This window comes from Enterobacter sp. JUb54 (assembly GCF_014298075.1).
Lineage (GTDB): Bacteria > Pseudomonadota > Gammaproteobacteria > Enterobacterales > Enterobacteriaceae > Klebsiella > Klebsiella lignicola.
On the sequence record NZ_CP060418.1, the window covers coordinates 3,727,595 to 3,751,937 of the forward strand.

General features: G+C 52.6%; 18 protein-coding genes, 4 tRNA genes and 1 rRNA gene. 6 read left to right on the forward strand and 17 right to left on the reverse strand.

Features of this window, described 5'->3' with window-relative positions; all coding sequences use genetic code 11:
* Nucleotide 1 precedes the first annotated feature (1 nt).
* The 5 genes from thiG to HF679_RS17190 all read left to right on the forward strand — a co-directional run bounded on the left by thiG (nucleotide 2) and on the right by HF679_RS17190 (nucleotide 4,550).
* Nucleotides 2-772 (forward strand): thiazole synthase, encoded by a 771-nt coding sequence (gene thiG, locus HF679_RS17170; RefSeq protein ID WP_123758158.1) that lies wholly within the window; start codon nucleotides 2-4, stop codon nucleotides 770-772.
* On the forward strand, nucleotides 769-1,899 hold the full coding sequence (gene thiH, locus HF679_RS17175) for a 2-iminoacetate synthase ThiH (protein ID WP_123758157.1): 1,131 nt from the start codon (nucleotides 769-771) through the stop codon (nucleotides 1,897-1,899). The genes thiG and thiH overlap by 4 nt, the downstream gene beginning before the upstream one ends.
* A gap of 324 nt (nucleotides 1,900-2,223) precedes the next feature.
* The gene (locus HF679_RS17180; RefSeq protein WP_123758155.1) at nucleotides 2,224-3,756 is read left to right on the forward strand and encodes a sensor domain-containing diguanylate cyclase; all 1,533 of its coding nucleotides are present in this window, start codon (nucleotides 2,224-2,226) and stop codon (nucleotides 3,754-3,756) included.
* 173 nt (nucleotides 3,757-3,929) lie between these two features.
* The gene (locus HF679_RS17185; RefSeq protein ID WP_123758154.1) at nucleotides 3,930-4,235 is read left to right on the forward strand and encodes a PTS sugar transporter subunit IIB; all 306 of its coding nucleotides are present in this window, start codon (nucleotides 3,930-3,932) and stop codon (nucleotides 4,233-4,235) included.
* A 3-nt stretch (nucleotides 4,236-4,238) separates the two neighbouring features.
* A complete protein-coding gene (locus HF679_RS17190; RefSeq protein WP_123758153.1) occupies nucleotides 4,239-4,550 on the forward strand; it encodes a PTS lactose/cellobiose transporter subunit IIA in 312 nt (103 codons plus the stop codon).
* 51 nt (nucleotides 4,551-4,601) lie between these two features.
* On the opposite strand, the gene dcuB is transcribed toward HF679_RS17190, so the two are convergent.
* The 14 genes from dcuB to HF679_RS17260 all read right to left on the reverse strand — a co-directional run bounded on the left by dcuB (nucleotide 4,602) and on the right by HF679_RS17260 (nucleotide 20,435).
* A complete protein-coding gene (gene dcuB, locus HF679_RS17195; RefSeq protein ID WP_123758152.1) occupies nucleotides 4,602-5,942 on the reverse strand; it encodes an anaerobic C4-dicarboxylate transporter DcuB in 1,341 nt (446 codons plus the stop codon).
* 415 nt (nucleotides 5,943-6,357) lie between these two features.
* Nucleotides 6,358-10,581 carry a DNA-directed RNA polymerase subunit beta' gene (gene rpoC / locus HF679_RS17200; protein ID WP_123758151.1) on the reverse strand — a complete coding sequence of 1,408 codons (4,224 nt, stop codon included), beginning with the start codon at nucleotides 10,579-10,581 and terminating at the stop codon, nucleotides 6,358-6,360.
* A 76-nt stretch (nucleotides 10,582-10,657) separates the two neighbouring features.
* Nucleotides 10,658-14,686, reverse strand: coding sequence for a DNA-directed RNA polymerase subunit beta (gene rpoB / locus HF679_RS17205; RefSeq protein ID WP_123758150.1), 4,029 nt, complete (start codon nucleotides 14,684-14,686; stop codon nucleotides 10,658-10,660).
* A 320-nt stretch (nucleotides 14,687-15,006) separates the two neighbouring features.
* Complete coding sequence (gene rplL, locus HF679_RS17210; RefSeq protein WP_004118416.1) at nucleotides 15,007-15,372, reverse strand: 50S ribosomal protein L7/L12; 366 nt, start codon at nucleotides 15,370-15,372, stop codon at nucleotides 15,007-15,009.
* Nucleotides 15,373-15,438: 66 nt separating this feature from the next.
* Nucleotides 15,439-15,936 carry a 50S ribosomal protein L10 gene (rplJ, locus tag HF679_RS17215; protein ID WP_004097644.1) on the reverse strand — a complete coding sequence of 166 codons (498 nt, stop codon included), beginning with the start codon at nucleotides 15,934-15,936 and terminating at the stop codon, nucleotides 15,439-15,441.
* 299 nt (nucleotides 15,937-16,235) lie between these two features.
* Nucleotides 16,236-16,940, reverse strand: a complete 705-nt coding sequence (rplA, locus tag HF679_RS17220; protein WP_123758149.1) for a 50S ribosomal protein L1 — start codon at nucleotides 16,938-16,940, stop codon at nucleotides 16,236-16,238.
* 3 nt (nucleotides 16,941-16,943) lie between these two features.
* Nucleotides 16,944-17,372 carry a 50S ribosomal protein L11 gene (gene rplK, locus HF679_RS17225; protein ID WP_004097640.1) on the reverse strand — a complete coding sequence of 143 codons (429 nt, stop codon included), beginning with the start codon at nucleotides 17,370-17,372 and terminating at the stop codon, nucleotides 16,944-16,946.
* Between the two features lie 156 nt (nucleotides 17,373-17,528).
* Nucleotides 17,529-18,074 (reverse strand): transcription termination/antitermination protein NusG, encoded by a 546-nt coding sequence (nusG, locus tag HF679_RS17230; RefSeq protein WP_002438628.1) that lies wholly within the window; start codon nucleotides 18,072-18,074, stop codon nucleotides 17,529-17,531.
* A 1-nt stretch (nucleotide 18,075) separates the two neighbouring features.
* Complete coding sequence (gene secE / locus HF679_RS17235) at nucleotides 18,076-18,459, reverse strand: preprotein translocase subunit SecE (RefSeq protein WP_123758148.1); 384 nt, start codon at nucleotides 18,457-18,459, stop codon at nucleotides 18,076-18,078.
* A gap of 229 nt (nucleotides 18,460-18,688) precedes the next feature.
* Nucleotides 18,689-19,873, reverse strand: coding sequence for an elongation factor Tu (tuf, locus tag HF679_RS17240; protein WP_187042249.1), 1,185 nt, complete (start codon nucleotides 19,871-19,873; stop codon nucleotides 18,689-18,691).
* Between the two features lie 115 nt (nucleotides 19,874-19,988).
* Nucleotides 19,989-20,064 (reverse strand) — tRNA-Thr (locus tag HF679_RS17245).
* A gap of 5 nt (nucleotides 20,065-20,069) precedes the next feature.
* Nucleotides 20,070-20,144, reverse strand: a tRNA-Gly gene (locus HF679_RS17250).
* Nucleotides 20,145-20,264: 120 nt separating this feature from the next.
* Nucleotides 20,265-20,349: transfer RNA gene (locus HF679_RS17255), tRNA-Tyr, on the reverse strand.
* 10 nt (nucleotides 20,350-20,359) lie between these two features.
* Nucleotides 20,360-20,435 (reverse strand) — tRNA-Thr (locus HF679_RS17260).
* Nucleotides 20,436-20,937: 502 nt separating this feature from the next.
* Between HF679_RS17260 and coaA the strand changes: the two genes are divergently transcribed.
* Nucleotides 20,938-21,888, forward strand: a complete 951-nt coding sequence (gene coaA / locus HF679_RS17265) for a type I pantothenate kinase (RefSeq protein ID WP_123753639.1) — start codon at nucleotides 20,938-20,940, stop codon at nucleotides 21,886-21,888.
* Nucleotides 21,889-21,934: 46 nt separating this feature from the next.
* Here the strand turns inward: coaA and birA are convergent, their stop codons facing one another.
* The 3 genes from birA to rrf all read right to left on the reverse strand — a co-directional run bounded on the left by birA (nucleotide 21,935) and on the right by rrf (nucleotide 24,299).
* Nucleotides 21,935-22,897, reverse strand: a complete 963-nt coding sequence (gene birA / locus HF679_RS17270) for a bifunctional biotin--[acetyl-CoA-carboxylase] ligase/biotin operon repressor BirA (protein WP_123753640.1) — start codon at nucleotides 22,895-22,897, stop codon at nucleotides 21,935-21,937.
* Nucleotides 22,894-23,922, reverse strand: a complete 1,029-nt coding sequence (gene murB, locus HF679_RS17275) for a UDP-N-acetylmuramate dehydrogenase (protein ID WP_123753641.1) — start codon at nucleotides 23,920-23,922, stop codon at nucleotides 22,894-22,896. The genes birA and murB overlap by 4 nt, the downstream gene beginning before the upstream one ends.
* A 261-nt stretch (nucleotides 23,923-24,183) precedes the next feature.
* Nucleotides 24,184-24,299: ribosomal RNA gene (rrf, locus tag HF679_RS17280) — 5S ribosomal RNA — on the reverse strand.
* Nucleotides 24,300-24,343: the final 44 nt, after the last annotated feature.

The following is a 24,343-nucleotide window of genomic DNA, read 5'->3' on the forward strand; positions in this document are numbered from 1 at the left end:
CATGTTACGTATCGCGGACAAAACGTTTGAATCTCATCTTTTTACCGGTACCGGGAAATTCTCTGCACCGGAAGTTATGGTCGAAGCGATTCGCACCTCGGGCAGCCAGCTGGTCACGCTGGCGCTAAAGCGCGTCGATCTGCGCCAGCATAATGACGCCATTCTCGCCCCCTTACTGGCCGCCGGCGTCAGCCTGTTGCCGAATACCTCCGGGGCAAAAACGGCGGAGGAAGCCATCTTCGCCGCCCGACTGGCGCGGGAAGCGCTGGGCACTCACTGGCTGAAGCTCGAAATCCATCCGGATGCACGCTGGCTGTTGCCGGACCCGATTGAAACCCTGAAGGCGGCAGAAGTGCTGGTACGGGAAGGTTTCGTGGTGCTGCCTTATTGCGGCGCCGACCCGGTTCTGTGTAAACGGCTGGAGGAGGCCGGCTGTGCTGCGGTAATGCCGCTGGGCGCGCCGATTGGCTCGAATCAGGGGCTGGAGACCAAGGCAATGCTGGAAATTATTATCGAGCAGGCCACGGTACCGGTGGTGGTGGATGCCGGGATTGGCGTTCCCAGCCATGCTGCGCAGGCCCTGGAAATGGGCGCGGACGCAGTGCTGGTCAATACCGCCATTGCCGTGGCCGACGATCCGGTGACCATGGCGCGGGCTTTCCGCCTGGCGGTCGAGGCTGGCGTGCTGGCTCGCCAGGCGGGTCCGGGTTCGCGTAGCGCCCAGGCGCAGGCCACCAGCCCGCTGACCGGTTTTCTGGAGACGCTGGTATGAGCACCTTTACCGAACGCTGGAAACAGCTGGAGTGGGATGACATCCGCCTGCGCATCAACAGTAAAACACCGGCCGATGTCGAACGCGCGATAGCCGCGAAACAGCTCAGCCGTGACGATATGATGGCGCTGCTCTCCCCTGCCGCCGCCGGTTATCTGGAGCCGCTGGCGCAGAAAGCGCAGCGGCTGACCCGCCAGCGTTTTGGCAATACCGTCAGCTTTTACGTGCCGCTGTATCTCTCTAACCTGTGTGCCAATGACTGTACCTACTGCGGTTTCTCGATGAGCAACCGCATTAAACGTAAAACATTAGATGAGGCCGAGATCGCCCGTGAATGCACGGCCATTCGCGCGATGGGCTTTGAGCATCTGCTGTTGGTGACCGGCGAGCACCAGAGCAAAGTTGGTATGGACTATTTCCGTCGCCACCTGCCGGCGATCCGCAGCCAGTTCGCCTCCCTGCAGATGGAAGTGCAGCCGCTGGCCATGGAAGAGTACGCGGAGCTAAAAACGCTCGGGCTGGACGGCGTGATGGTCTATCAGGAGACCTACCACGAAAGCATGTACGCGCAGCACCATCTGAAAGGCAACAAGCAGGACTTTTTCTGGCGTCTGGAAACGCCGGATCGGCTCGGCCAGGCGGGGATCGATAAGATCGGCCTCGGGGCGTTAATTGGTCTTTCAGACAGCTGGCGCGTGGATTGTTATATGGTGGCGGAGCATTTGCTGTGGCTGCAGCAGCACTACTGGCGCAGCCGCTATTCGATTTCATTCCCCCGGCTACGCCCTTGTGCCGGCGGCGTTGAGCCCGCATCGCTGATGGACGAGCGTCAACTGGTGCAGACCATTTGCGCCTTCCGCCTGCTGGCACCGGAGATCGAACTGTCGCTCTCGACGCGCGAATCCCCGGCATTCCGTGACCAGGTGATCCCGCTGGCGATTAACAACGTCAGCGCGTTTTCCAAAACCCAGCCCGGCGGGTATGCCGACAACCATCCGGAGCTGGAACAATTTGCGCCTCACGACGGCCGCCGTCCTGAAGAGGTCGCCGACGCGCTGGTGTCGCGCGGATTGCAGCCGGTGTGGAAAGACTGGGATAGCTGGCTGGGACGCGCCTCACAGCCGTAATGAAAAGCAAAGAAAGCGACGAGATGTTTTACGTCGCTTTATCCAATGCGAAAAATGGATGATGGTCACCGCGCGGCCGTTTTCCTATTCTTGTCCGGTCAGCAGCGGACGCTGACCAGGGCGAACCTCTTCTCTTCCTCATTTTCGCCCTGCCTCATCGCCCCGCTGGCCGTCATTGCACAGGGGTTGTGGCCGAAGATAAATCACATCATCCCCGATGCCAGGGTTATAATTGACCTGGAGTTATCTGATTCGCTCGCCAGGCATTACGGCTAAACCTGCGCTTTAACCCACGGTTATACCTTCAGGAACGATTTACGACACATGGCACGTCACAACAGAAAACTGTCTTTCACTATGCCAATCCTGCTTGGATTCGCGGGTATTCTCCTCAGTTTTTTGCTGATCGCGGTGTTTGTCACCCTGGCGCAAAAAAAGAATTTGATTGAGGAGTATCACTCCGTTAATCGTAATTTCACCTATAACCTGGCGGTGAATTACACGGAATCGCTGCTGCGTGGAAATGATTATATTCTTGGACGCGCCACGAAATTCTTTGCTAACTATGACCAGCTAAATCAGTCCGTTAATGTAGATCCGCAAAGAGGATTACGGGACTTAATGCAGCTTCAGGAACTGATGCCCAGCGTCTCTTCTATTTCGCTGGCAGATACCCAGGGTCATTACCTGCGGGCGCCGGAGGTGTTACCGAGTGAAGAGAGCCGGACCTTTACGCCCAAGTCCAGGCCGTGGTTTATCAAGCAGGCCGAAGCCAGTACGTTCAGTCTTTATACCTCAACATACCTTGATTATTTTACCCATCACCCGACCATCACGCTTTACAGACCCGTTATCTCACCAGAAGGCCGACTCAAAGGCACGCTCGCTTTTCACCTGGATCTGACCTCAATGGGCTACGCCCTGCGCCAGATGGCCGCCCCGATGCAGGGGGAGTTTTTTGTGGTGCAGCGTGACGGGAAAGTCGTTATCCATCCCGATCCTGGCGTGCTTTTTAAACCCTACGCCAGCGAAGCCTTGATGGACAAAATGACCAGCGCCGAAGGCCAGCTCTATGACGAAGCCTCGGACACCTGGTATTACTATTACTCTTTTACGAATCCCGACTGGTTCGTCATTTACCGCGTCGCCAACGCCACCCTGGTCGATATGTCGCGCCACGAAACCACGATTGTTCTCTGGGGCTTTGCGCTCTCTGCCATTGTGATCGTGCTGTTCGGTCTCTATCTGCGGCACGCTTCGCGCACGGTGCTGATGAACATCATCAACGCGATTAAAACCGGGGATGTTAACCGCGCACCACAGCTCGAAGCCATGTTGAGTAAAGCCATCGAAAGTAATAAGCAGCGCGAGCTTACCTATGTGCGTCAGGCAACGATTGACGCGCTGACCGGCTGTAAAAACCGCCGCGCCTTCGACAGCGATGTCGCCGCGCTGATGAACGATCATCACCCCTTCGCGCTGGCTCTGGTGGATATCGATAACTTTAAATCCATTAATGACACCTGGGGTCACCTCAACGGCGACATTGTTTTGCGTAACGTTGCGCGCGAAGGCCTGCAGCTCCTGCAACCCGAACAGATTTCGCTCTACCGCTATGGCGGAGAAGAGTTTGCCGTGATTTTCACGCAGGAACATCTCGCCAATGCCCATGCCCTGCTCGACAGCTGGCGCCTGAAGATTGCCCAGCGGACCTGGCGTGAAGATGGGTTAAGGGTGACCTTTAGCGCCGGTCTGGGAGAATGGAACATGGAACCGCTGGATAAACTGGTCGTGGCCGTGGACGAGGCGCTGTATAAAGCAAAACAGCAGGGCAAAAACTGCATCGTACGGGTTTAACGCCGATGACCCCAGAAAGCCCACTTCGGTGGGTTTTTTATTAATTCACGGGAAAAATTGAAACCGGTTTCATTATTTTGTGATGCCTTACACACTATCGCGGTAAAGCGGTTGTCGTGCCCCTCTCCCCGCGATAAAGATGATGCATCAAGGGAACATAAGGGCCATCCATTATGAAGAATATCGTGTTATGTTGCGCCGCCGGTATGTCCACCAGCATGCTGGTTCAACGCATGCAAGACGCTGCGAAGAAGAAAGGTATTGAAGTCTCGATTAAAGCCGTACCGGTCGCCGAGTTTAAAGATAACCTCGCCGCAGCGGACATCATTCTGCTGGGTCCGCAGGTGAAGTATGAGCAGGCGAAACTGCAGGCGATGGCCGACCCGCTCGGCAAGAAAGTCGCGGTTATCGATATGATGGATTACGGCATGATGAAAGGTGATGCCGTTCTTGATAAAGCCCTGAAGTTGATGGAGTAAACCATGGAAGATTTAGAAACAACGATCATGGAGCTGTTGGTCAACGCCGGTTCTGCACGCAGCTGCGCATTAACCGCCCTGCAGCTGGCACGCAAAGGTGATTTTGCCGCCTCCGAGCAGGCGATGGCCGAATCACATGAGTTTGTGAAGCACGCGCATAAAATCCAGACTCAGCTCATCGGCCTCGATGAAGGCACCGGCAAACTCCCGGTCAACCTGATTACGGTTCACTCCCAGGATCATCTGATGAATGCGATGGTCATTCAGGATCTGGCCACCGATATGATTGAACTGTATCGCCGTACGGCACAGTAAATAAACCACGTCTGTTAAAAGCAGGTGCCTGAAAAGGCACCTGCTTTTTTATTACAGAAAACCGTACAGCGCGGCAAATATCCAGCCAAACACACAGGACACGCTGACGCCGATTAACCCCGGCAGAATAAAGCTATGGTTAATCACGAAACGGCCAATATGGGTGGTGCCCGAACGGTCGAACTGAATCGCCGCCAGGTCGCTTGGGTAGGTTGGCAGAATGTAATAGCCATAGCAGGCGGGTGCGGAGGCCACGATATAGGCCGGGTCGACGCCAATCGCCAGCGCCACGGGCACAATCGCTGCCAATGCCGCGGCCTGGGAATTCACAAATTTGGACACCAGCAGCAGGACGATGGCGTAAGCCCAGGGATACTCCTGCACCATTTCACCCAGCACGCCTTTAATCTCGCTCATGTGCGCGCCGAACATGGTTTCTGCCATCCAGGCAATGCCGTACACCGCCACAATCGCGATCATCCCCGAACGGAAAACCTCATTCTTAGAAATCGCAGCCGGGTTGGTTTTGGTGATAATGATGATCAGCGCGCCAGAGAGCAGCATGAACATCTGGATCACCAGCACCATCGAGAGCGGCTTACCATTGAATGCCGGGCGCAGTTCAGAGAAGGCTCCCAGTACCGCCACCACGGCAATGGATGCCAGGAAGATCCACATGGCAACCCAGTTGCTGGCTGGCAGTTTCCGGTCGAGCAGCGTGGCCGTGTCACCGTATACATAGTGGCGGTTTTCTGGCGTCGAGATAAAGGCCTGAAACTCTTCGTCCTTGTCCAAATCCTTACCACGAAACCAGCTAAAAATACCGATCGCCAGAATACCCAGCAGCGTCGACGGAATGGTAATCGCTAACAGGTCGAGGAATTCGAGATGTTTACCGTTGAAGGTGAAATTCCCCAGCATCGCCACCAGCGACACCACCGCAACCGACACCGGGCTGGCGATAATCCCCATCTGTGCGCCAATCGAACTTGCCGCCATCGGCCGTTCGGGGCGTATGTTGTTCTTGATCGCGACGTCGTAAATAATCGGCAGGATCGTATAAACCACGTGCCCGGTGCCGCAAAGAATGGTCAGGGTACAGGTGACAAAGGGTGCCACAATCGAAACATATTTGGGGTTACGGCGCAGAAGTTTTTCCGCAATCTGCAGCATCACATCTAACCCACCGGATGCCTGCAGCGTTGCCGAGGCGGCCACTACCGCAATAATCACCAGCATCACATCAACCGGCGGCTTACCCGGTTGAAGATGAAAGACAAAGACTAAAATCACCAGCCCGATACCGCCCAGCAGGCCAAGTGCGATACCGCCTTTTCTGGCACCATAAAACAGGCATATTAAAATAATGACGAGTTGTATTGCGAATTCCATGCATCCCCCAGACTCAGTCTATTAAACTCAAAAATGTCGCGACCGCTGCCGTTCTGTTAGCCCATTCCCCTGTCGCAGGTCTGTTTTGCAGATATAAGACGCCCTCTCCGGTTTCAAGAAACTGAAGAATCAAAAAAGTAATCACATGATTAATTGGACTTTTTGACTATATCGCCTTTGATTTGACGATTTTTTGATACGTGTAGAATTTTTACCCATCAATTTGTATGGGTATTAAGAAAAAGAGAAGGCGCGTAGTTTATATGGCTTGCTTGCTGATTAATTGAGGGAAAAACATTAATGGAATGTAATTTATTATGGAGGAAATAAGATAACGATTAGCCCGACGCCAACCGGAGATAATAAAAAAGCCAGTCAGGAGACCTGACTGGCTTTTTACGCGAAGCGTCAACGATTAATCGTTGTCGGAACCGCCCAGACCTGCGTTCAGCAGTTCTGCCAGGTTGGCAGAAGCTTCTTCAACGCTCACCTGCGGTGCAGCCGGCTGTTCGCCCGCGGCACGACGGCGCATACGATCCTGATGGTACGCATAACCGGTACCAGCCGGGATCAGACGACCCACGATAACGTTCTCTTTCAGGCCACGCAGTTCGTCGCGTTTACCCGCAACGGCTGCTTCGGTCAGGACACGCGTGGTCTCCTGGAACGATGCGGCAGAGATGAACGACTCGGTTGCCAGAGACGCTTTGGTGATACCCAGCAGGTCGCGGGAGAAGGTCGCCGCCACTTTGCCGTTCGCTTCCAGATCGCGGTTCGCAATCTTGACGCGGGAGTATTCAACCTGCTCGCCTTCCAGGAAGTCGGAGCTACCAGCACTTTCGATGGTCGCTTTACGCAGCATCTGACGAACGATAACTTCGATGTGCTTATCGTTAATCTTAACGCCTTGCAGACGGTAAACGTCCTGTACTTCGTTGGTGATATAACGCGTTACCGCGTGTACACCACGAAGACGCAGAATGTCGTGCGGTGCTTCCGGACCGTCGGAAACCACATCACCACGTTCTACACGTTCACCTTCGAACACGTTCAGCTGACGCCACTTCGGAATCATCTCTTCGTACGGATCGCTACCGTCTAACGGAGTGATAACCAGACGACGTTTACCTTTGGTCTCTTTACCGAAGGAGATGATACCGCTGATTTCAGCAAGGATCGCAGGCTCTTTCGGACGACGCGCTTCGAACAGGTCAGCAACGCGTGGCAGACCACCGGTGATATCTTTGGTACCACTGGATTCCTGAGGAATACGCGCCAGGGCGTCACCTGAGTGAATCTGAGTGCCGTCTTCCAGCTGCACAATCGCTTTACCCGGCAGGAAGTACTGAGCAGACATATCGGTGCCTGGGATCAGAACGTCGTTACCGTTAGCATCAACGATTTTCAGCGCCGGACGCAGATCTTTACCACCCGCGGTACGTTCTGCAGAATCCAGAACCACCAGGGATGACAGGCCGGTTAATTCGTCGGTCTGACGGGTAATGGTCTGGCCGTCGATCATGTCGGTGAAGCGAATGAAACCACTGACTTCAGAGATAACCGGCATGGTGTGCGGATCCCAGTTTGCAACGGTTTCCCCGCCAGCAACCTGCTCACCATCACCTTTCGCCATCACAGCACCGTAAGGTACTTTATAGCTCTCTTTGGTACGGCCGAATTCGTCGATCAGTTTCAGTTCGGTGTTACGCGAGGTCACTACCAGCTTGCCGGCAGAGTTCACAACCGATTTAGCATTGCTAAGGCGGATGCTACCTTTGTTTTTCACCTGGATGCTGGATTCAGCAGCCGCACGAGATGCCGCACCACCGATGTGGAACGTACGCATCGTCAGCTGGGTACCCGGCTCACCGATGGACTGTGCCGCGATAACGCCGATAGCCTCACCTTTGTTGATGATGTGGCCACGCGCCAGGTCACGACCGTAGCAGTGCGCACATACACCAAAGTCGGTGTCACAGGATACGACAGAACGTACCTTGACGGAGTCAACGGAGTTCTCTTCCAGCAGGTCACACCAGTGCTCGTGCAGCAGCGTGTTGCGTGGAACCAGAATATCCGCAGTACCCGGCTTCAGAACGTCTTCAGCAGTTACACGACCCAGTACGCGATCGCGCAGCGGCTCTTTAACATCACCACCCTCGATAACCGGGGTCATGGTGATGCCTTCCAGGGTGCCACAGTCGTCTTCAGTAACAACCAGGTCCTGTGCAACGTCAACCAGACGACGAGTCAGGTAACCGGAGTTCGCTGTTTTCAGTGCGGTATCCGCCAGACCTTTACGAGCACCGTGGGTGGAGATGAAGTACTGGAGTACGTTCAGACCTTCACGGAAGTTCGCGGTGATCGGCGTTTCGATGATGGAGCCATCCGGCTTCGCCATCAGACCACGCATACCAGCCAGCTGACGAATCTGTGCCGCAGAACCACGCGCACCGGAGTCGGCCATCATGTAGATGCTGTTGAAGGAAACCTGCTGCTCTTCGACGCCGTCACGGTTAATAACGGTTTCGGTTTGCAGGTTATCCATCATCGCTTTGGATACACGATCGTTCGCCGCAGCCCAGATATCGATAACTTTGTTGTAGCGTTCGCCAGCGGTAACCAGACCGGACTGGAACTGTTCCTGGATCTCAGCAACTTCGGCTTCCGCCTCAGAGATGATCTCGTGTTTTTTCTCCGGGATGACCATGTCATCGATACCAACAGATGCACCTGAACGCGCTGCATAAGCAAAGCCGGTGTACATCGTCTGGTCCGCAAAAATAACGGTCGGTTTCAGGCCCAGAATACGGTAGCAGGTATTCAGCATCTTAGAGATGGCTTTCTTACCCAGCGCCTGGTTCACGATAGTGAACGGCAGACCTTTTGGTACGATCATCCACAGAATGGCACGGCCAACGGTCGTGTCTTTCAGGCTGGTTTTCGCAACAAACTGGCCATTTTCGTCTTTTTCGTATTCGGTGATACGCACTTTAACGCGCGCATGCAGAGAGGCCAGGCCAGCGCGATAAATACGCTCAGCTTCTTTCGGGCCAGTCAGCACCATGCCTTCGCCTTTGGCGTTAACACAGTCACGGGTCATGTAGTACAGACCCAATACAACGTCCTGAGACGGAACGATGATAGGTTCGCCGTTCGCCGGGGACAGGATGTTGTTGGTAGACATCATCAGCGCACGCGCTTCCAGCTGGGCTTCCAGCGTCAGCGGTACGTGAACAGCCATCTGGTCACCATCGAAGTCGGCGTTGTATGCCGCACAAACCAGCGGGTGCAGCTGGATAGCTTTACCTTCGATCAGTACCGGCTCAAATGCCTGGATACCCAAACGGTGCAGAGTTGGTGCACGGTTCAGCAGTACCGGGTGTTCGCGGATAACTTCATCCAGGATATCCCAGACGACAGCTTCTTCACGCTCAACCATTTTCTTCGCGGCTTTGATGGTGGTGGCCAGGCCACGCAGTTCCAGCTTGCCGTAAATGAACGGTTTGAACAGCTCCAGCGCCATTTTCTTCGGCAGACCGCACTGATGCAGACGCAGGTATGGACCTACGGTGATAACAGAACGACCAGAGTAGTCAACACGCTTACCGAGCAGGTTCTGACGGAAACGACCCTGCTTACCTTTGATCATATCGGCCAAAGATTTCAGAGGACGTTTGTTAGAACCGGTGATCGCACGACCGCGACGACCGTTATCCAGCAGGGCGTCAACCGCTTCCTGCAGCATACGTTTTTCGTTGCGTACGATGATATCCGGCGCAGCCAGATCCAGCAGACGTTTCAGACGGTTGTTACGGTTAATGACGCGACGATACAGATCGTTCAGGTCAGAAGTCGCGAAACGACCACCATCCAGCGGAACCAGCGGACGCAGATCTGGCGGCAGAACCGGCAGAACGGTCAGGATCATCCACTCCGGCTTGTTGCCAGACTGAACGAATGCTTCCAGCAGCTTGATGCGCTTGGTCAGCTTTTTACGCTTGGTTTCTGAGTTGGTTTCGTTCAGCTCTTCGCGCAGAGTTTCACACTCTTGCTCCAGATCCATGCTCTTCAGCAGGGCCTGGATAGCTTCCGCACCCATCTTGGCGTCGAATTCGTCACCGAACTCTTCCAGCGCATCCAGATACTGCTCTTCAGTCAGGATCTGGTTACGTTCCAGGTTAGTCATGCCGCCTTCGATAACCACATAAGATTCGAAGTACAGAACACGTTCGATATCACGCAGCGGCATATCCAGCAGCAGGCCGATACGGGACGGCAGCGACTTCAGGAACCAGATGTGGGCAGTCGGAGATGCCAGTTCGATGTGGCCCATGCGCTCACGACGCACTTTAGTCTGGGTCACTTCAACGCCGCACTTCTCGCAAATCACACCACGGTGTTTCAGGCGCTTGTACTTACCGCACAGGCACTCGTAGTCTTTTACTGGCCCGAAAATACGCGCACAGAAAAGGCCGTCACGTTCTGGTTTGAACGTACGGTAGTTAATGGTTTCCGGCTTTTTAACTTCACCAAAAGACCATGAACGGATCATGTCTGGCGATGCCAGAGCAATTTTGATCGCATCAAACTCTTCGGTTTTAGTTTGCGCTTTCAGAAACTTTAATAAGTCTTTCACGGATTTGCTCCCGTCGGAGTTAGCACAATCTGGCACCGGGTATTACCCCGGCACCAGTGACCTGTTTGAGCGAGAGTTACTCGTCTTCCAGTTCGATGTTGATACCCAGCGAACGAATCTCTTTCAACAGTACGTTGAAGGACTCTGGCATGCCTGGTTCCATCTGATGGTTGCCGTCCACGATGTTTTTATACATCTTGGTACGACCGTTCACGTCATCAGACTTAACGGTGAGCATTTCCTGCAGGGTGTAAGCTGCGCCGTAAGCTTCCAGCGCCCATACTTCCATCTCACCGAAGCGCTGACCACCGAACTGTGCCTTACCACCCAGCGGCTGCTGAGTAACCAGGCTGTAAGAACCGGTGGAACGAGCGTGCATCTTATCGTCGACCAGGTGGTTCAGTTTCAGCATATACATGTAACCTACGGTTACCTGACGCTCAAACTGCTCACCGGTACGGCCGTCGAACAGGGTGATCTGGCCAGAAGATGGCAGACCGCCGAGTTGCAGCAGCTCTTTAATTTCAGCTTCTTTCGCACCGTCGAAGACCGGCGTTGCGATCGGCATACCTTTTTTCAGGTTCTCAGCCAGACGCAGTACTTCATCATCAGTGAAGGTATTCAGGTCGACTTTCTGACGAACGTCGGTACCCAGGTCATACGCTTTCTGGATGAATTCACGCAGCTTGGCAACTTCCTGCTGCTGCTTGAGCATGGCGTTGATTTTCTCGCCGATACCTTTCGCAGCCATACCCAGGTGAGTTTCCAGGATCTGACCGATGTTCATACGAGACGGTACGCCCAGCGGGTTCAGTACGATATCGACCGGCGTACCGTTCGCATCGTGCGGCATATCTTCGATCGGGTTGATCTTAGAGATAACACCCTTGTTACCGTGACGACCTGCCATTTTATCACCAGGCTGAATCTGACGTTTAACGGCCAGATACACTTTAACAATCTTCAGCACGCCCGGTGCCAGATCGTCGCCCTGAGTGATTTTGCGGCGTTTCGCTTCGAGTTTTTTCTCGAACTCGTGTTTCAGTTCGTCGTACTGCTCAGCCAGCTGTTCCAGCTGATTTTGTTTCTCTTCGTCGGTCAGGCCCAGTTCCAGCCAGCGATCGCGCGGCAGCTTGTCGAGCTTCTCAGCTTCAACACCACCGGCAACCAGCACCGCGTAGATACGACCGAACAGGCCAGCTTCGAGGATCTGCAGTTCTTCAGACAGGTCTTTCTTAGCCTGCTTCAGCTGCATTTCTTCGATTTCCAGCGCACGTTTGTCTTTTTCTACGCCATCGCGGGTAAAGACCTGAACGTCGATAACAGTACCGGAAACACCGTTTGGTACGCGCAGAGAAGAGTCTTTAACGTCAGACGCTTTCTCGCCGAAGATCGCACGCAGCAGTTTCTCTTCTGGGGTCAGCTGGGTTTCACCTTTCGGGGTCACCTTACCAACCAGAATGTCGCCGCCGGTCACTTCTGCACCGATGTAAACGATACCGGATTCGTCCAGTTTGGAGAGCGCAGCTTCACCCACGTTCGGGATATCAGCGGTGATCTCTTCCGGCCCCAGCTTGGTGTCACGGGACACACATGCCAGTTCCTGGATATGAATCGTGGTGAAACGATCTTCCTGAACCACACGCTCGGAGACGAGGATGGAGTCTTCGAAGTTGTAACCGTTCCACGGCATGAACGCTACGCGCATGTTCTGACCGAGCGCCAGTTCACCGAGGTCGGTGGACGGACCGTCAGCCAGCACGTCGCCGCGCTCAATTGGCTCACCCAGAGAGACACATGGCATCTGGTTGATGCAGGTGTTCTGGTTAGAACGGGTGTACTTGGTCAGGTTATAGATGTCGATACCTGCTTCGCCCGGGTACATCTCGTCTTCGTTAACTTTGATAACGATACGGGAAGCATCCACGTACTGAACCAGACCGCCACGTTTAGCTACCGCAGTAACACCGGAGTCAACGGCTACAGCACGTTCCATACCGGTACCAACCAGCGGCTTATCAGCACGCAGAGTCGGAACCGCCTGACGTTGCATGTTCGCACCCATCAATGCACGGTTGGCGTCATCGTGTTCCAGGAACGGGATCAGGGACGCACCGACGGAAACCACCTGTTGGGTGGAAACGTCCATGTAGTCAACCTGGTCACGGCTGAAGAGGCTCGATTCGCCTTTGCTACGGCAGGTTACCAGGTCTTCTACAAAGTGGCCTTCGTCATCCAGGTTGGAGTTCGCCTGAGCGATAACGTAGTTGCCTTCTTCAATAGCAGACAGGTAGTGAATTTCGTCGGTAACAACACCGTCGGTGACTTTACGGTACGGCGTCTCGAGGAAGCCATATTCGTTCGTCTGTGCATAGACCGACAGGGAGTTGATCAGACCGATGTTCGGACCTTCAGGCGTTTCGATTGGACATACGCGACCGTAGTGAGTCGGGTGTACGTCTCGAACTTCAAAGCCTGCACGTTCACGGGTCAGACCGCCTGGGCCCAGTGCGGAGATACGACGTTTGTGCGTAATCTCAGACAGCGGGTTGTTCTGGTCCATAAACTGAGACAGCTGGCTGGAACCAAAGAACTCTTTCACTGCTGCAGAAATCGGCTTGGCGTTGATCATATCCTGAGGCATCAGGGTATCCAGATCGCCCAGAGACAGACGCTCTTTCACCGCACGCTCTACACGGACCAGGCCAACGCGGAACTGGTTTTCCGCCATTTCGCCAACGGAACGGATACGACGGTTGCCGAGGTGGTCGATATCATCGACTTCGCCTTTACCGTTACGGATATCGATGAGCTTCTTCATCACTTCGATGATGTCGTCTTTGCTCAGGATACCGGAACCTTCGATTTCGTCGCGCAGCAGAGAACGGTTGAACTTCATACGACCAACCGCGGACAGATCGTAGCGGTCTTCGGAGAAGAACAGGTTCTCAAACAGGCTTTCAGCCGCTTCACGAGTCGGCGGCTCACCCGGGCGCATCATACGGTAGATTTCTACCAGTGCGCTCAGACGATCGTTGGTCGGGTCGACACGTACAGTCTCAGACATGTACGCACCGTGATCGAGATCGTTGGTGAACAGAGTTTCAATGCGCTTATGACCGGACTGGCTCAGTTTGGCCAGCAGGTCCAGGCTCAGCTCCATGTTCGCCGGGCAGATCAGTTCGCCAGTCGCTGTATCGACATAATCTTTAGCAGCAACTTTACCCGCGATATATTCAACCGGAACTTCGATATGCTTGATATCGTCTTTTTCCAGCTGACGGATATGGCGAGCGGTAATGCGACGGGCTTTCTCAACGTAGACTTTACCGTTGGCTTCGATGTCGAAGGACGCCGTTTCACCACGCAGACGCTCCGGAATCAGCTCCATCTGCAGCTTGTTGTCGCGAATTTCAAAGACCACTTTTTCGAAGAACAGGTCAAGGATCTGCTCAGTGGTGTAATTCAGCGCGCGCAGGATGATAGTAGCCGGCAGCTTACGACGACGGTCGATACGGACAAACAGGTTGTCTTTCGGATCGAATTCGAAGTCCAGCCAGGAACCGCGGTAAGGGATGATACGTGCGTTATACAGGACCTTACCGGAAGAGTGGGTCTTACCTTTGTCACTGTCAAAGAAGACGCCCGGGCTACGGTGCAGCTGAGAAACGATAACACGCTCAGTACCGTTGATAACAAAGGTACCGTTGTCGGTCATGAGCGGAATTTCGCCCATGTAGACTTCTTGTTCTTTAATGTCTTTAACGGTGCCTTCCGGCGCTTCACGCTCGTAGATCACCAGACGCAGTTTTACGCGCAGCGGTGCCGAATAGGTCACGCCACGGATCTGACATTCTTTAACATCAAAAACAGGTTCGCCCAGACGGTAGCTGACGTATTGCAGCTCGGAATTACCGCTGTAGCTTTTAATCGGGAATACGGAACGGAAGGCTGCTTCCAGACCATATTGCCCTTCAGGATCTTGCTCGATAAACTTCTGGAACGAATCAAGCTGGATAGAAAGGAGATAAGGTATGTCCAGAACTTGTGGACGTTTACCAAAATCCTTACGAATACGTTTTTTCTCGGTATAGGAGTAAACCATAGGGTTCCTCAGCTCGCTGACAAGTCGACCCGTCTGCCTCAAAAAGGCAGTTTTTTATGCAACACTATTTTGTGGACCGGAAAATGGAACACTTTCCGCAATACCTGTTGCTATCACGCTTAAACCATTTCGTCGCGATTTACACAGAGCGAGCACCCTGTCGCAGTATATTAAGTCGTCGATAGAAACATGCATTGTCAGGACAACCAGCAGTCAAACAGTGTGAAATGCTACTGGCGCCTTACAGCGCAAAAAGGCTGGTGACTAAATAGTCACCAGCCATCAGCTTGATTACTCAAGCTGCAACCGGAAAGGTTGGCTTATTTAACTTCAACTTCAGCGCCAGCTTCTTCCAGAGATTTTTTCAGTGCTTCTGCGTCATCTTTGCTGATGCCTTCTTTCAGGGCAGCAGGTGCAGATTCTACCAGGTCTTTAGCTTCTTTCAGACCCAGGCCAGTTGCGCTACGTACTGCTTTGATTACAGCAACTTTGTTAGCGCCAGCAGCTTTCAGAATTACGTCGAATTCAGTTTTTTCTTCAGCAGCTTCAGCCGGGCCAGCAGCTACAGCTACAGCAGCAGCAGCGGAAACACCGAATTTTTCTTCCATTGCAGAGATCAGCTCAACAACGTCCATTACGGACATAGCGGATACTGCTTCAATGATTTGATCTTTAGTGATAGACATTTAAATTGTTCCTGAATATCAGAATAAGTTTATACGTAAGCGAGCGTTTTATAAAGATAACTGCGATTAAGCAGCTTCTTTCGCATCGCGTACAGCAGCCAGAGTGCGAACCAGTTTGCCAGCCGAAGCTTCTTTCATGGTTGCCATCAGGCGTGCAATTGCTTCTTCGTAGGTCGGCAGAGTTGCCAGGCGGTCGATTTGCGACGCCGGGATCAGCTCACCTTCAAAGGCTGCAGCTTTGACCTCAAATTTTGCATTCGCTTTCGCGAACTCTTTGAACAGACGAGCAGCAGCGCCCGGGTGTTCCATAGAGTATGCAATCAGGGTCGGACCAACAAACGTGTCTTTCAGGCACTCGAAAGGAGTACCTTCAACGACGCGGCGCAGCAGGGTGTTACGAACAACACGCATGTAAACGCCAGCTTCACGACCTGCTTTACGCAGTTCAGTCATTTTATCTACAGTTACGCCGCGGGAATCCGCAACTACTGCAGACAGCGCGCCTTTGGCTACTTCGCTGACTTCAGCAACAATCGCTTGTTTGTCTTGAAGATTTAAAGCCATTAGCTTTGCTCCTGGATGTTTGCCAGAGCTCATGCTCTGGAACTCACTTCACCCTACTCAACGAGTAGAGCGTCTTAATACGGTGAGCAGAAACAAGCCAGAGTATCCAAAAATAATCTTAGCGTTCTGTCACCGTCTACGCAGGGGATTAAGTTTCTGACGAAACACCTGCGGTCTTCGACGGAGGCCTGGATAGGCCAGGCTCCAACGAACAAATCTGTTTTTCTCTGTCTAACCGAAGTTAGCAGAAACATGGGGGTAGTATTGTAGACAAAACCACCACCCACGTAAAGCTAATCTTAGTTCGCAGACGCGCTCAGACCAGCCTGATCAACGGCAACACCAGCACCCATGGTGGTGGAGAGGCTGACTTTCTTGATGTACACGCCTTTCGCCTGAGTCGGTTTAGCTTTTTTCAGCGCAACCAGCAGAGATTCCAGGTTTTCTTTCAGTTTGTCAGCGTCAAAGTCCACTTTACCGATGGTAGTGTGGATGATGCCGTTTTTGTCGTTACGATAACGAACCTGACCTGCTTTAGCATTCTTAACTGCTTCAGCAACGTTCGGAGTTACAGTACCAACTTTCGGGTTTGGCATCAGGCCACGCGGACCCAGAACCTGGCCCAGCTGGCCAACAACGCGCATTGCATCCGGGGAAGCAATAACAACGTCAAAGTTCATTTCGCCTTTTTTGATCTGGTCAGCCAGATCTTCCATACCTACCAGCTCGGCGCCTGCAGCTTTAGCAGCTTCAGCGTTCGGGCCCTGGGCAAATACGGCTACGCGAACGGAACGGCCAGTACCGTGCGGCAGTACAGTCGCGCCACGGACGTTCTGGTCAGATTTACGAGCGTCGATGCCGAGGTTAACGGCTACGTCTACGCTTTCAGTAAATTTAGCAGTGGCCAGCTCTTTCAGCAGAGCAATAGCTTCGTTGATGTCGTACTGTTTAGTTGCATCAACTTTGTCACGGATCACGCGCATACGCTTGGTCAGTTTAGCCATTTCTTAGTCCTCCACTACCAGGCCCATGGAACGTGCAGTACCTTCGATGGAGCGAGTCATCGCTTCAATGTCGGAACCAGTCATGTCGGCAGCTTTGGTCTGCGCGATTTCCTGCAGCTGAGCGCGGGAAATTTTACCAACTTTATCTTTGTTCGGCTTACCGGAACCAGACTTGATGCCTGCAGCTTTCTTCAGCAGAACAGCAGCCGGCGGGGTCTTGGTAACAAAGGTAAAGGAACGGTCAGCGTAAACGGTAATAACAACCGGGATCGGCAGACCTTTTTCCAGGGATTCAGTTTTGGCGTTGAACGCTTTACAGAATTCCATGATGTTCACACCCTGCTGACCCAGTGCTGGACCAACCGGCGGGCTCGGGTTTGCCATACCAGCTGCAACCTGCAGCTTGACGTAGGCTTGTACTTTCTTAGCCATTTAAATTTCCTCGTTTGGGTATAACGCCTTCAGAAAAGGCTCCCCGTTATCAATATCGTTTTATGAACCCATGGCCCATAAAAACAAAAGGCGCGAAATTGTATGTCAATTTCGCGCCTCATGCAACGATTAAATCGCTGCTTTTTTGATCGCCGGTTAGGCTTTCTCTACCTGAGCGAAGTCCAGTTCAACCGGAGTTGCACGGCCAAAGATAGATACAGAAACCTTCAGACGGGACTTCTCGTAGTCAACTTCTTCAACAACACCGTTGAAGTCAGCGAACGGACCATCGCTAACACGAACCATTTCACCCGGCTCGAACAGCGTTTTAGGACGCGGCTTATCGCCAACCTGCTGCAGGCGGTTCATGATAGCGTCAACTTCTTTATCGCTGATCGGTGCCGGACGGTCAGAAGTACCGCCGATAAAGCCCATCACGCGTGGCACGCTACGCACCAGGTGCCAGCTTGCGTCGTTCATGACCATCTGGACCAGAACATAACCCGGGAAGAATTTGCGCTCGCTTTTGCGGCGCTGGCCACCACGGATCTCGACCACTTCTTCGGTCGGTACCATGACTTCGCCAAACAGCTCTTCCATATTGTGTAATTTGATATGTTCACGCAACGAGGTAGCTACGCGACCTTCAAAACCGGAAAACGCCTGAACGACGTACCAACGTTTTTTAGGAGCTTCAGACATCTCAGAACCTCAGGCCAGTGATAAAGGATACCAGGCGAACCAGAATACCATCCAGCCCCCACAGGATCAGTGACATTACCGCAGTAACCGCAGCAACAATCAGCGTGGTGTGCAGCGTTTCCTGGCGAGTTGGCCAGATAACCTTGCGGACTTCGGTTCTCGCTTCACGGGCAAACGCCACGGTCGCCTTACCTTTAGTGGTTAACAGCGCGACGCCACCGGCAGCAGCGATCAGAACCACTACGGCCAGCGCACGCAGTGCTAGCATAATGTCACGATAAAGGAAGTTGCCTACGATGGCCACAATCAGCAGCGCAGCAACGATCAGCCACTTCATCGTTTCCAGGCCGCGCCCGCTCCCTTGAGCTTCGGTATTCGCACTCATAAACCAACCTGTCACAAGAATTCAGACAAATAATTTTGCCCCGCGAGAGCGAGGCAACCAAACCGAAATGCTCTGTTGCGTTTCGGACTCAACGCCCTCTACAGAGCCTGTCTCAGCAATGATTATGGCAAAAAAAATCACTGATGAGCCAGGTTCTGGTTCGAAAGCGTACAAAAAGGGCATCAAATGATGCCCTTTTATTGCGCATTGCGTCAAATGTTATCAGCGATTAGCCGAGAACTTTTGCTACCACGCCAGCGCCAACGGTACGGCCGCCTTCACGGATTGCGAAACGCAGACCATCGTCCATCGCGATCGGGTGAATCAGGGTAACAACCATTTTGATGTTGTCGCCCGGCATTACCATCTCTACGCCTTCCGGCAGTTCGATGGTACCAGTCACGTCAGTTGTACGGAAGTAGAACTGCGGACGGTAGCCTTTGAAGAACGGAGTATGACGGCCGCCTTCATCTTTGGACAGGATGTACACTTCAGATTCGAATTTGGTGTGCGGCTTGATGGAACCCGGCTTAGCCAGTACCTGACCACGTTCGATTTCTTCACGTTTGATACCACGCAGCAGAACACCAACGTTCTCACCAGCACGGCCTTCGTCCAGCAGTTTGCGGAACATTTCTACGCCAGTACAGGTAGACTTAGCAGTCTCTTTGATACCAACGATTTCAACTTCTTCGCCAACTTTAACGATACCGCGCTCTACACGACCGGTAACAACAGTACCACGGCCGGAGATGGAGAATACGTCTTCGATCGGCAGCAGGAACGGCTTGTCAATCGCACGCTCTGGTTCCGGGATGTAAGAATCCAGGTAGCCAGCCAGCTCAACGATCTTAGCTTCCCACTCTGCGTCGCCTTCCAGCGCTTTCAGAGCAGAACCACGGATGATCGGAGTGTCGTCGCCCGGGAAGTCGTACTGAGACAGCAGCTCACGCACTTCCATCTCAACCAGTTCCAGCAGCTCTTCGTCATCAACCATGTCGCATTTGTTCAGGAACACGATGATGTAAGGAACGCCTACCTGACGACCCAGCAGGATGTGCTCACGAGTCTGCGGCATCGGGCCGTCAGTCGCAGCAACAACCAGGATCGCGCCGTCCATCTGCGCAGCACCGGTGATCATGTTTTTAACATAGTCGGCGTGGCCCGGGCAGTCTACGTGTGCGTAGTGGCGAGTCGGGGTGTCATATTCAACGTGGGAAGTGTTGATGGTGATACCACGAGCTTTTTCTTCTGGTGCGTTATCGATCTGGTCGAATGCACGAGCAGAACCACCGTAGGTTTTAGCCAGAACGGTAGTGATTGCAGCAGTCAGCGTTGTTTTACCATGGTCAACGTGGCCGATAGTACCGACGTTAACGTGCGGTTTTGTACGTTCAAACTTTTCTTTAGACATCGATTGTCCCTCTAAGACACGGATAAATCGGTGATATCACCACATCAACCGGGCAACATGCCCGACTTGTTGAATGCAATAAACAGAGAGAAACAGGGAAGGAGAGATAAAGAAGTGGTGCTGATACCCAGAGTCGAACTGGGGACCTCACCCTTACCAAGGGTGCGCTCTACCAACTGAGCCATATCAGCACGTCTGGAGCGGGCAGCGGGAATCGAACCCGCATCATCAGCTTGGAAGGCTGAGGTAATAGCCATTATACGATGCCCGCATCCTGAAACTCGGCTACCCAGTTCTTTCTATAACAAAAAAAAGAGAGTTCTCTCTTTTTCTTGTTTGAGTTGTTTAGTTTAACCAAGCAACTCTGGCTCCGCAAAGCGTTGCCGAAAGATGGTGGTGGGGGAAGGATTCGAACCTTCGAAGTCGATGACGGCAGATTTACAGTCTGCTCCCTTTGGCCGCTCGGGAACCCCACCAGGCACTTGATGGTGCCGACTACCGGAATCGAACTGGTGACCTACTGATTACAAGTCAGTTGCTCTACCTACTGAGCTAAGTCGGCATCAAGTAGCGCGCATTTTAGGGAGACATACGCATTCATGCAACTAAAAAATTGCATAAAATGTTCCATCGCTCATATTTTGTGCTCAAACGTGGAAAAACGGTGTAATTTCAATCAATGACGTACAAAAAACCGGCATCCCTTCGCATTAAAACGTCCAGTCATCCTCGCTATTTATGCCAGCAAAGGTATTCCCTGGCCGGACGATGGTGTTTCTTATCGTCTCCCGACAGCCAAAACCCACTTATATCCTGACCAGCGTCTGCGCGCGCCATCCTCTCTATGCGCTTTCAGACGAACAGGGACTACATTGCTGCAGGCGAGTGACGCATAATGAGCAACACACCCCGCTCTTGTGATGTCTGCATTAGAAAGCATCATTCGATGAGTTTTTTTCTTATTATTCCTCGCAATCTGGTGTTACCCTCCTGCCCATTGTCCTGATTAACTTGTGTGAAGCATCCCTCGCAACTTCTGATTTGGCGATGCTAAGAACATGCTTATGAGCAAAAAAGAGCAGACGTTAATGACACCTTATCTACAATTTAACCGCAACCAATGGGCTGCACTTCGTGATTCCGTTCCGATGACGCTGACAGAGGAAGAAATCACGCGGTTAAAAGGCATCAACGAAGATCTTTCCCTTGAAGAAGTTGCAGAGATCTATTTGCCGCTGTCGCGTTTGCTTAATTTCTATATCAGTTCCAACCTGCGCCGTCAGGCCGTGCTGGAGCAATTCCTCGGTACTAATGGTCAGCGCATCCCGTATATCATCAGTATTGCCGGAAGCGTTGCGGTAGGTAAAAGCACGACCGCACGCGTATTACAGGCGCTGCTTAGCCGCTGGCCGGAACATCGTCATGTTGAATTGATTACGACTGATGGCTTCTTACATCCGAACGCCGTACTGAAAGAGCGCGGATTGATGAAGAAGAAAGGCTTCCCGCAATCCTACGACATGCATCGGCTGGTGAAATTTGTTTCTGATTTGAAATCTGGCTTACCGACCGCTACCGCCCCGGTTTATTCCCATCTTATTTATGATGTGATTCCTGAAGGCGATAAGACAGTGGCGCAACCAGATATATTGATTCTTGAAGGGTTGAATGTCTTACAGAGTGGCATGGATTATCCCCATGACCCGCACCATGTATTCGTTTCTGACTTCGTTGATTTCTCTATATATGTCGATGCGCCAGAAGAACTGTTGAAAACATGGTATATCAACCGCTTCTTAAAATTCCGTGAAGGGGCATTCACCGATCCGGATTCTTATTTCCATAATTATGCGAAGCTTTCCAAAGATGAGGCTGTGAATATTGCTACCTCATTATGGAATGAAATTAATCTGTTGAATCTTAAAGAAAATATACTTCCAACCCGAGAGCGCGCTAGTTTAATCATGACCAAAAGCGCGAACCATTCGGTCGATCAGGTCCGACTGCGGAAGTAATCAGGTACATAATAAAAAGGGAGCTCAGGCTCCCTTTTTATTTGGTTTATTCTGCGCTACGCAGCGATATTTCACCGCCGACCCATGGCTTGATAACGCCATCCTGCTCAAGCAACAATGCCCCTTGAGTATCGATACCGCGCGAAATCCCAAAGATTTCTTTATCACCAATAATAAGCTTTACCGGCCGATTGAGGAAATTATCCAGTTTTTCCCAACGCGCAAGATAAGGAGCCAGACCATCCTGCTCGAACAGCTGCAGGCCGGCACGCAGTTCTTTGATCAGCCGTGCGGCCAGGGTGTTACGATCGATAGATACCCCGGCTTCCTGCAGGCTGATCCAGCCCTGATTCACCACGTCAGACTCAACGCGGCGCATGGCCAGATTGATCCCTGCTCCGCTCACGATCTGCGCCGCATCGCCAGTTTTTCCCGTCAGTTCGACCAGAATACCCGACAGTTTACGATCCTGCAGGTAGAGATCGTTAGGCCACTTCACGCGAACTTTATCTGCCCCCAGGCTCTGGAGAACTTCGGCAATAACAATACCGATGACCAGACTCAGGCCAATAGCCGCGGCAGGCCCCTGCTCCAGGCGCCAGTACATCGAAAGATAAAGATTTGCCCCAAAGGGTGAGAACCACTTCCGCCCTCGGCGGCCACGCCCCGCCTGCTGATACTCGGCGACGCACGCATCCCCGGATTGCAGTTCGTTGAGGCGATCGAGCAAATACTGGTTCGTCGAATCAATGACCGGAAGAACCGTTACCCGGCCATGTTCGATCTGTGCAGCAATGCTGTCTTCATCTAATAACTGGATAGGCTCCGGCAAACTGTAACCCTTGCCAGGGACGGTAAAGACATCAACGCCCCAGTCACGCAATGTCTGAATATGTTTATTGATGGCCGCCCGGCTCATTCCCAGACGTTCGCCCAGTTGCTCTCCGGAATGAAACTCGCCATCGGCTAAAATGGATATCAATGTCAGGGGGATTGTATTATCTCTCACGCAATGGTCTCCTCGGCATTCACTTCGCCGGTAGTGCCAATAAAACGGACTTCCGGCTGTAGCCAGACATTGAATCTCTCGCCGACCTGCTGGCGTACGTAGTGGGCCAGCTGAACAACATCATCGCTGGTTGCATCTTTGTCATTGATTAAGACCAGCGCCTGCTGGCGATGCACCGCAGCTCCGCCGATGGTTTTCCCTTTAAGCTGGCATTGATCGATTAGCCAGCCCGCGGCCAGTTTCATACTGCCATCCGCCTGTGGGTAATGTGGCGCATTTGGGAACGCTGCCAGCAGCGCCTGGCTTTGCTCCGCGCTGATAACAGGGTTCTTAAAGAAGCTGCCGGCATTGCCGTTTACTTTCGGATCTGGAAGTTTTGTCATGCGCATATGGCAAATGGCATCAAATACCTGACGTGGCGTCACGGTCTGTGGGTCCAGGCGAGTCAGGTCACCGTACGTTAATACCGGATGCCAGGTTCTGGACAGACGAAGTCCCACCGCAACAATGGCATAGCGATCCTGATACTCATGCTTGAAGATGCTGTCACGATAGCCAAAACGGCACTCGCTGGCGGAAAGACGTTGCTTACGGCCGCTCGCCAGCTCGATACAATCGACATAATGACAAACACGTTGGAGTTCAACGCCATACGCGCCGATATTCTGGATTGGGGAAGACCCTGCGCAGCCAGGAATCAAGGCAAGGTTTTCCAGGCCCGGCATGTCATTCTCCAGCGTAAACTGTACCAGTTGGTGCCAGTTTTCCCCGGAACCAACGTGCAAGAGCCAGGCTTCAGGTGTTTCCGTGACCTCAATCCCCATGATGCGGTTAATAATAACCGTACCGGCATAATCCTTCAGGAACAGCACATTGCTCCCTTCACCGAGGATCAAAACGGGCTGATCTTCTGCTGTGGCTCTCTGCCAGGCAGACAATAGCTGCTGTTCATTATCAGCACGTACAATGACTTTGGCTGTACGGTCGATGCCAAAGGTGTTCCAGGGTTTGAGAGAATGATTCATAGTGGCTTCCTGATGCAAAATCCGGACTAGTTTACCGTATCTGCTGTGGGAAGGCTTGTTTGAATGCGGCGGGATGGGTGTCGTGCGATGCGGTGTTGTTTTGTGACGCCATAAGGCTAAACATAAAGCTAAAACGCAAAAAGTCCATCCGTCAGGATGGGCTTCTGAGCTGTCTGATGGCCCGGAAACACCTTTCCCGGCTAAATCGCAGACAAAAACAAAAGGCCCAGTCTTTCGACTGAGCCCTTTGCTTTATTTGATGCCTGGCAGTTCCCTACTCTCACATGGGGAGACCCCACACTACCATCGGCGCTACGGCGTTTCACTTCTGAGTTCGGCATGGGGTCAGGTGGGACCACCGCGCTATCGCCGCCAGGCAAATTCTGTTATCAACACGTCTTAAAGACATATTGACTAATCT

Bases quoted from the DNA above. Each gene is read 5' to 3' on its own strand.
- HF679_RS17190 (WP_123758153.1), top strand. From the start codon at position 4,239: ATGGAAGATTTAGAAACAACGATCATGGAGCTGTTGGTCAACGCCGGT.
- HF679_RS17185 (WP_123758154.1), top strand. From the start codon at position 3,930: ATGAAGAATATCGTGTTATGTTGCGCCGCCGGTATGTCCACCAGCATG.
- secE (WP_123758148.1), bottom strand. From the start codon at position 18,459: ATGAGTGCGAATACCGAAGCTCAAGGGAGCGGGCGCGGCCTGGAAACG.
- nusG (WP_002438628.1), bottom strand. From the start codon at position 18,074: ATGTCTGAAGCTCCTAAAAAACGTTGGTACGTCGTTCAGGCGTTTTCC.
- rplJ (WP_004097644.1), bottom strand. From the start codon at position 15,936: ATGGCTTTAAATCTTCAAGACAAACAAGCGATTGTTGCTGAAGTCAGC.
- coaA (WP_123753639.1), top strand. From the start codon at position 20,938: ATGAGCAAAAAAGAGCAGACGTTAATGACACCTTATCTACAATTTAAC.
- tuf (WP_187042249.1), bottom strand. From the start codon at position 19,873: ATGTCTAAAGAAAAGTTTGAACGTACAAAACCGCACGTTAACGTCGGT.
- HF679_RS17180 (WP_123758155.1), top strand. From the start codon at position 2,224: ATGGCACGTCACAACAGAAAACTGTCTTTCACTATGCCAATCCTGCTT.
- murB (WP_123753641.1), bottom strand. From the start codon at position 23,922: ATGAATCATTCTCTCAAACCCTGGAACACCTTTGGCATCGACCGTACA.
- thiH (WP_123758157.1), top strand. From the start codon at position 769: ATGAGCACCTTTACCGAACGCTGGAAACAGCTGGAGTGGGATGACATC.
- rplA (WP_123758149.1), bottom strand. From the start codon at position 16,940: ATGGCTAAACTGACCAAGCGTATGCGCGTGATCCGTGACAAAGTTGAT.
- rplL (WP_004118416.1), bottom strand. From the start codon at position 15,372: ATGTCTATCACTAAAGATCAAATCATTGAAGCAGTATCCGCTATGTCC.
- thiG (WP_123758158.1), top strand. From the start codon at position 2: ATGTTACGTATCGCGGACAAAACGTTTGAATCTCATCTTTTTACCGGT.
- rpoB (WP_123758150.1), bottom strand. From the start codon at position 14,686: ATGGTTTACTCCTATACCGAGAAAAAACGTATTCGTAAGGATTTTGGT.
- rplK (WP_004097640.1), bottom strand. From the start codon at position 17,372: ATGGCTAAGAAAGTACAAGCCTACGTCAAGCTGCAGGTTGCAGCTGGT.
- dcuB (WP_123758152.1), bottom strand. From the start codon at position 5,942: ATGGAATTCGCAATACAACTCGTCATTATTTTAATATGCCTGTTTTAT.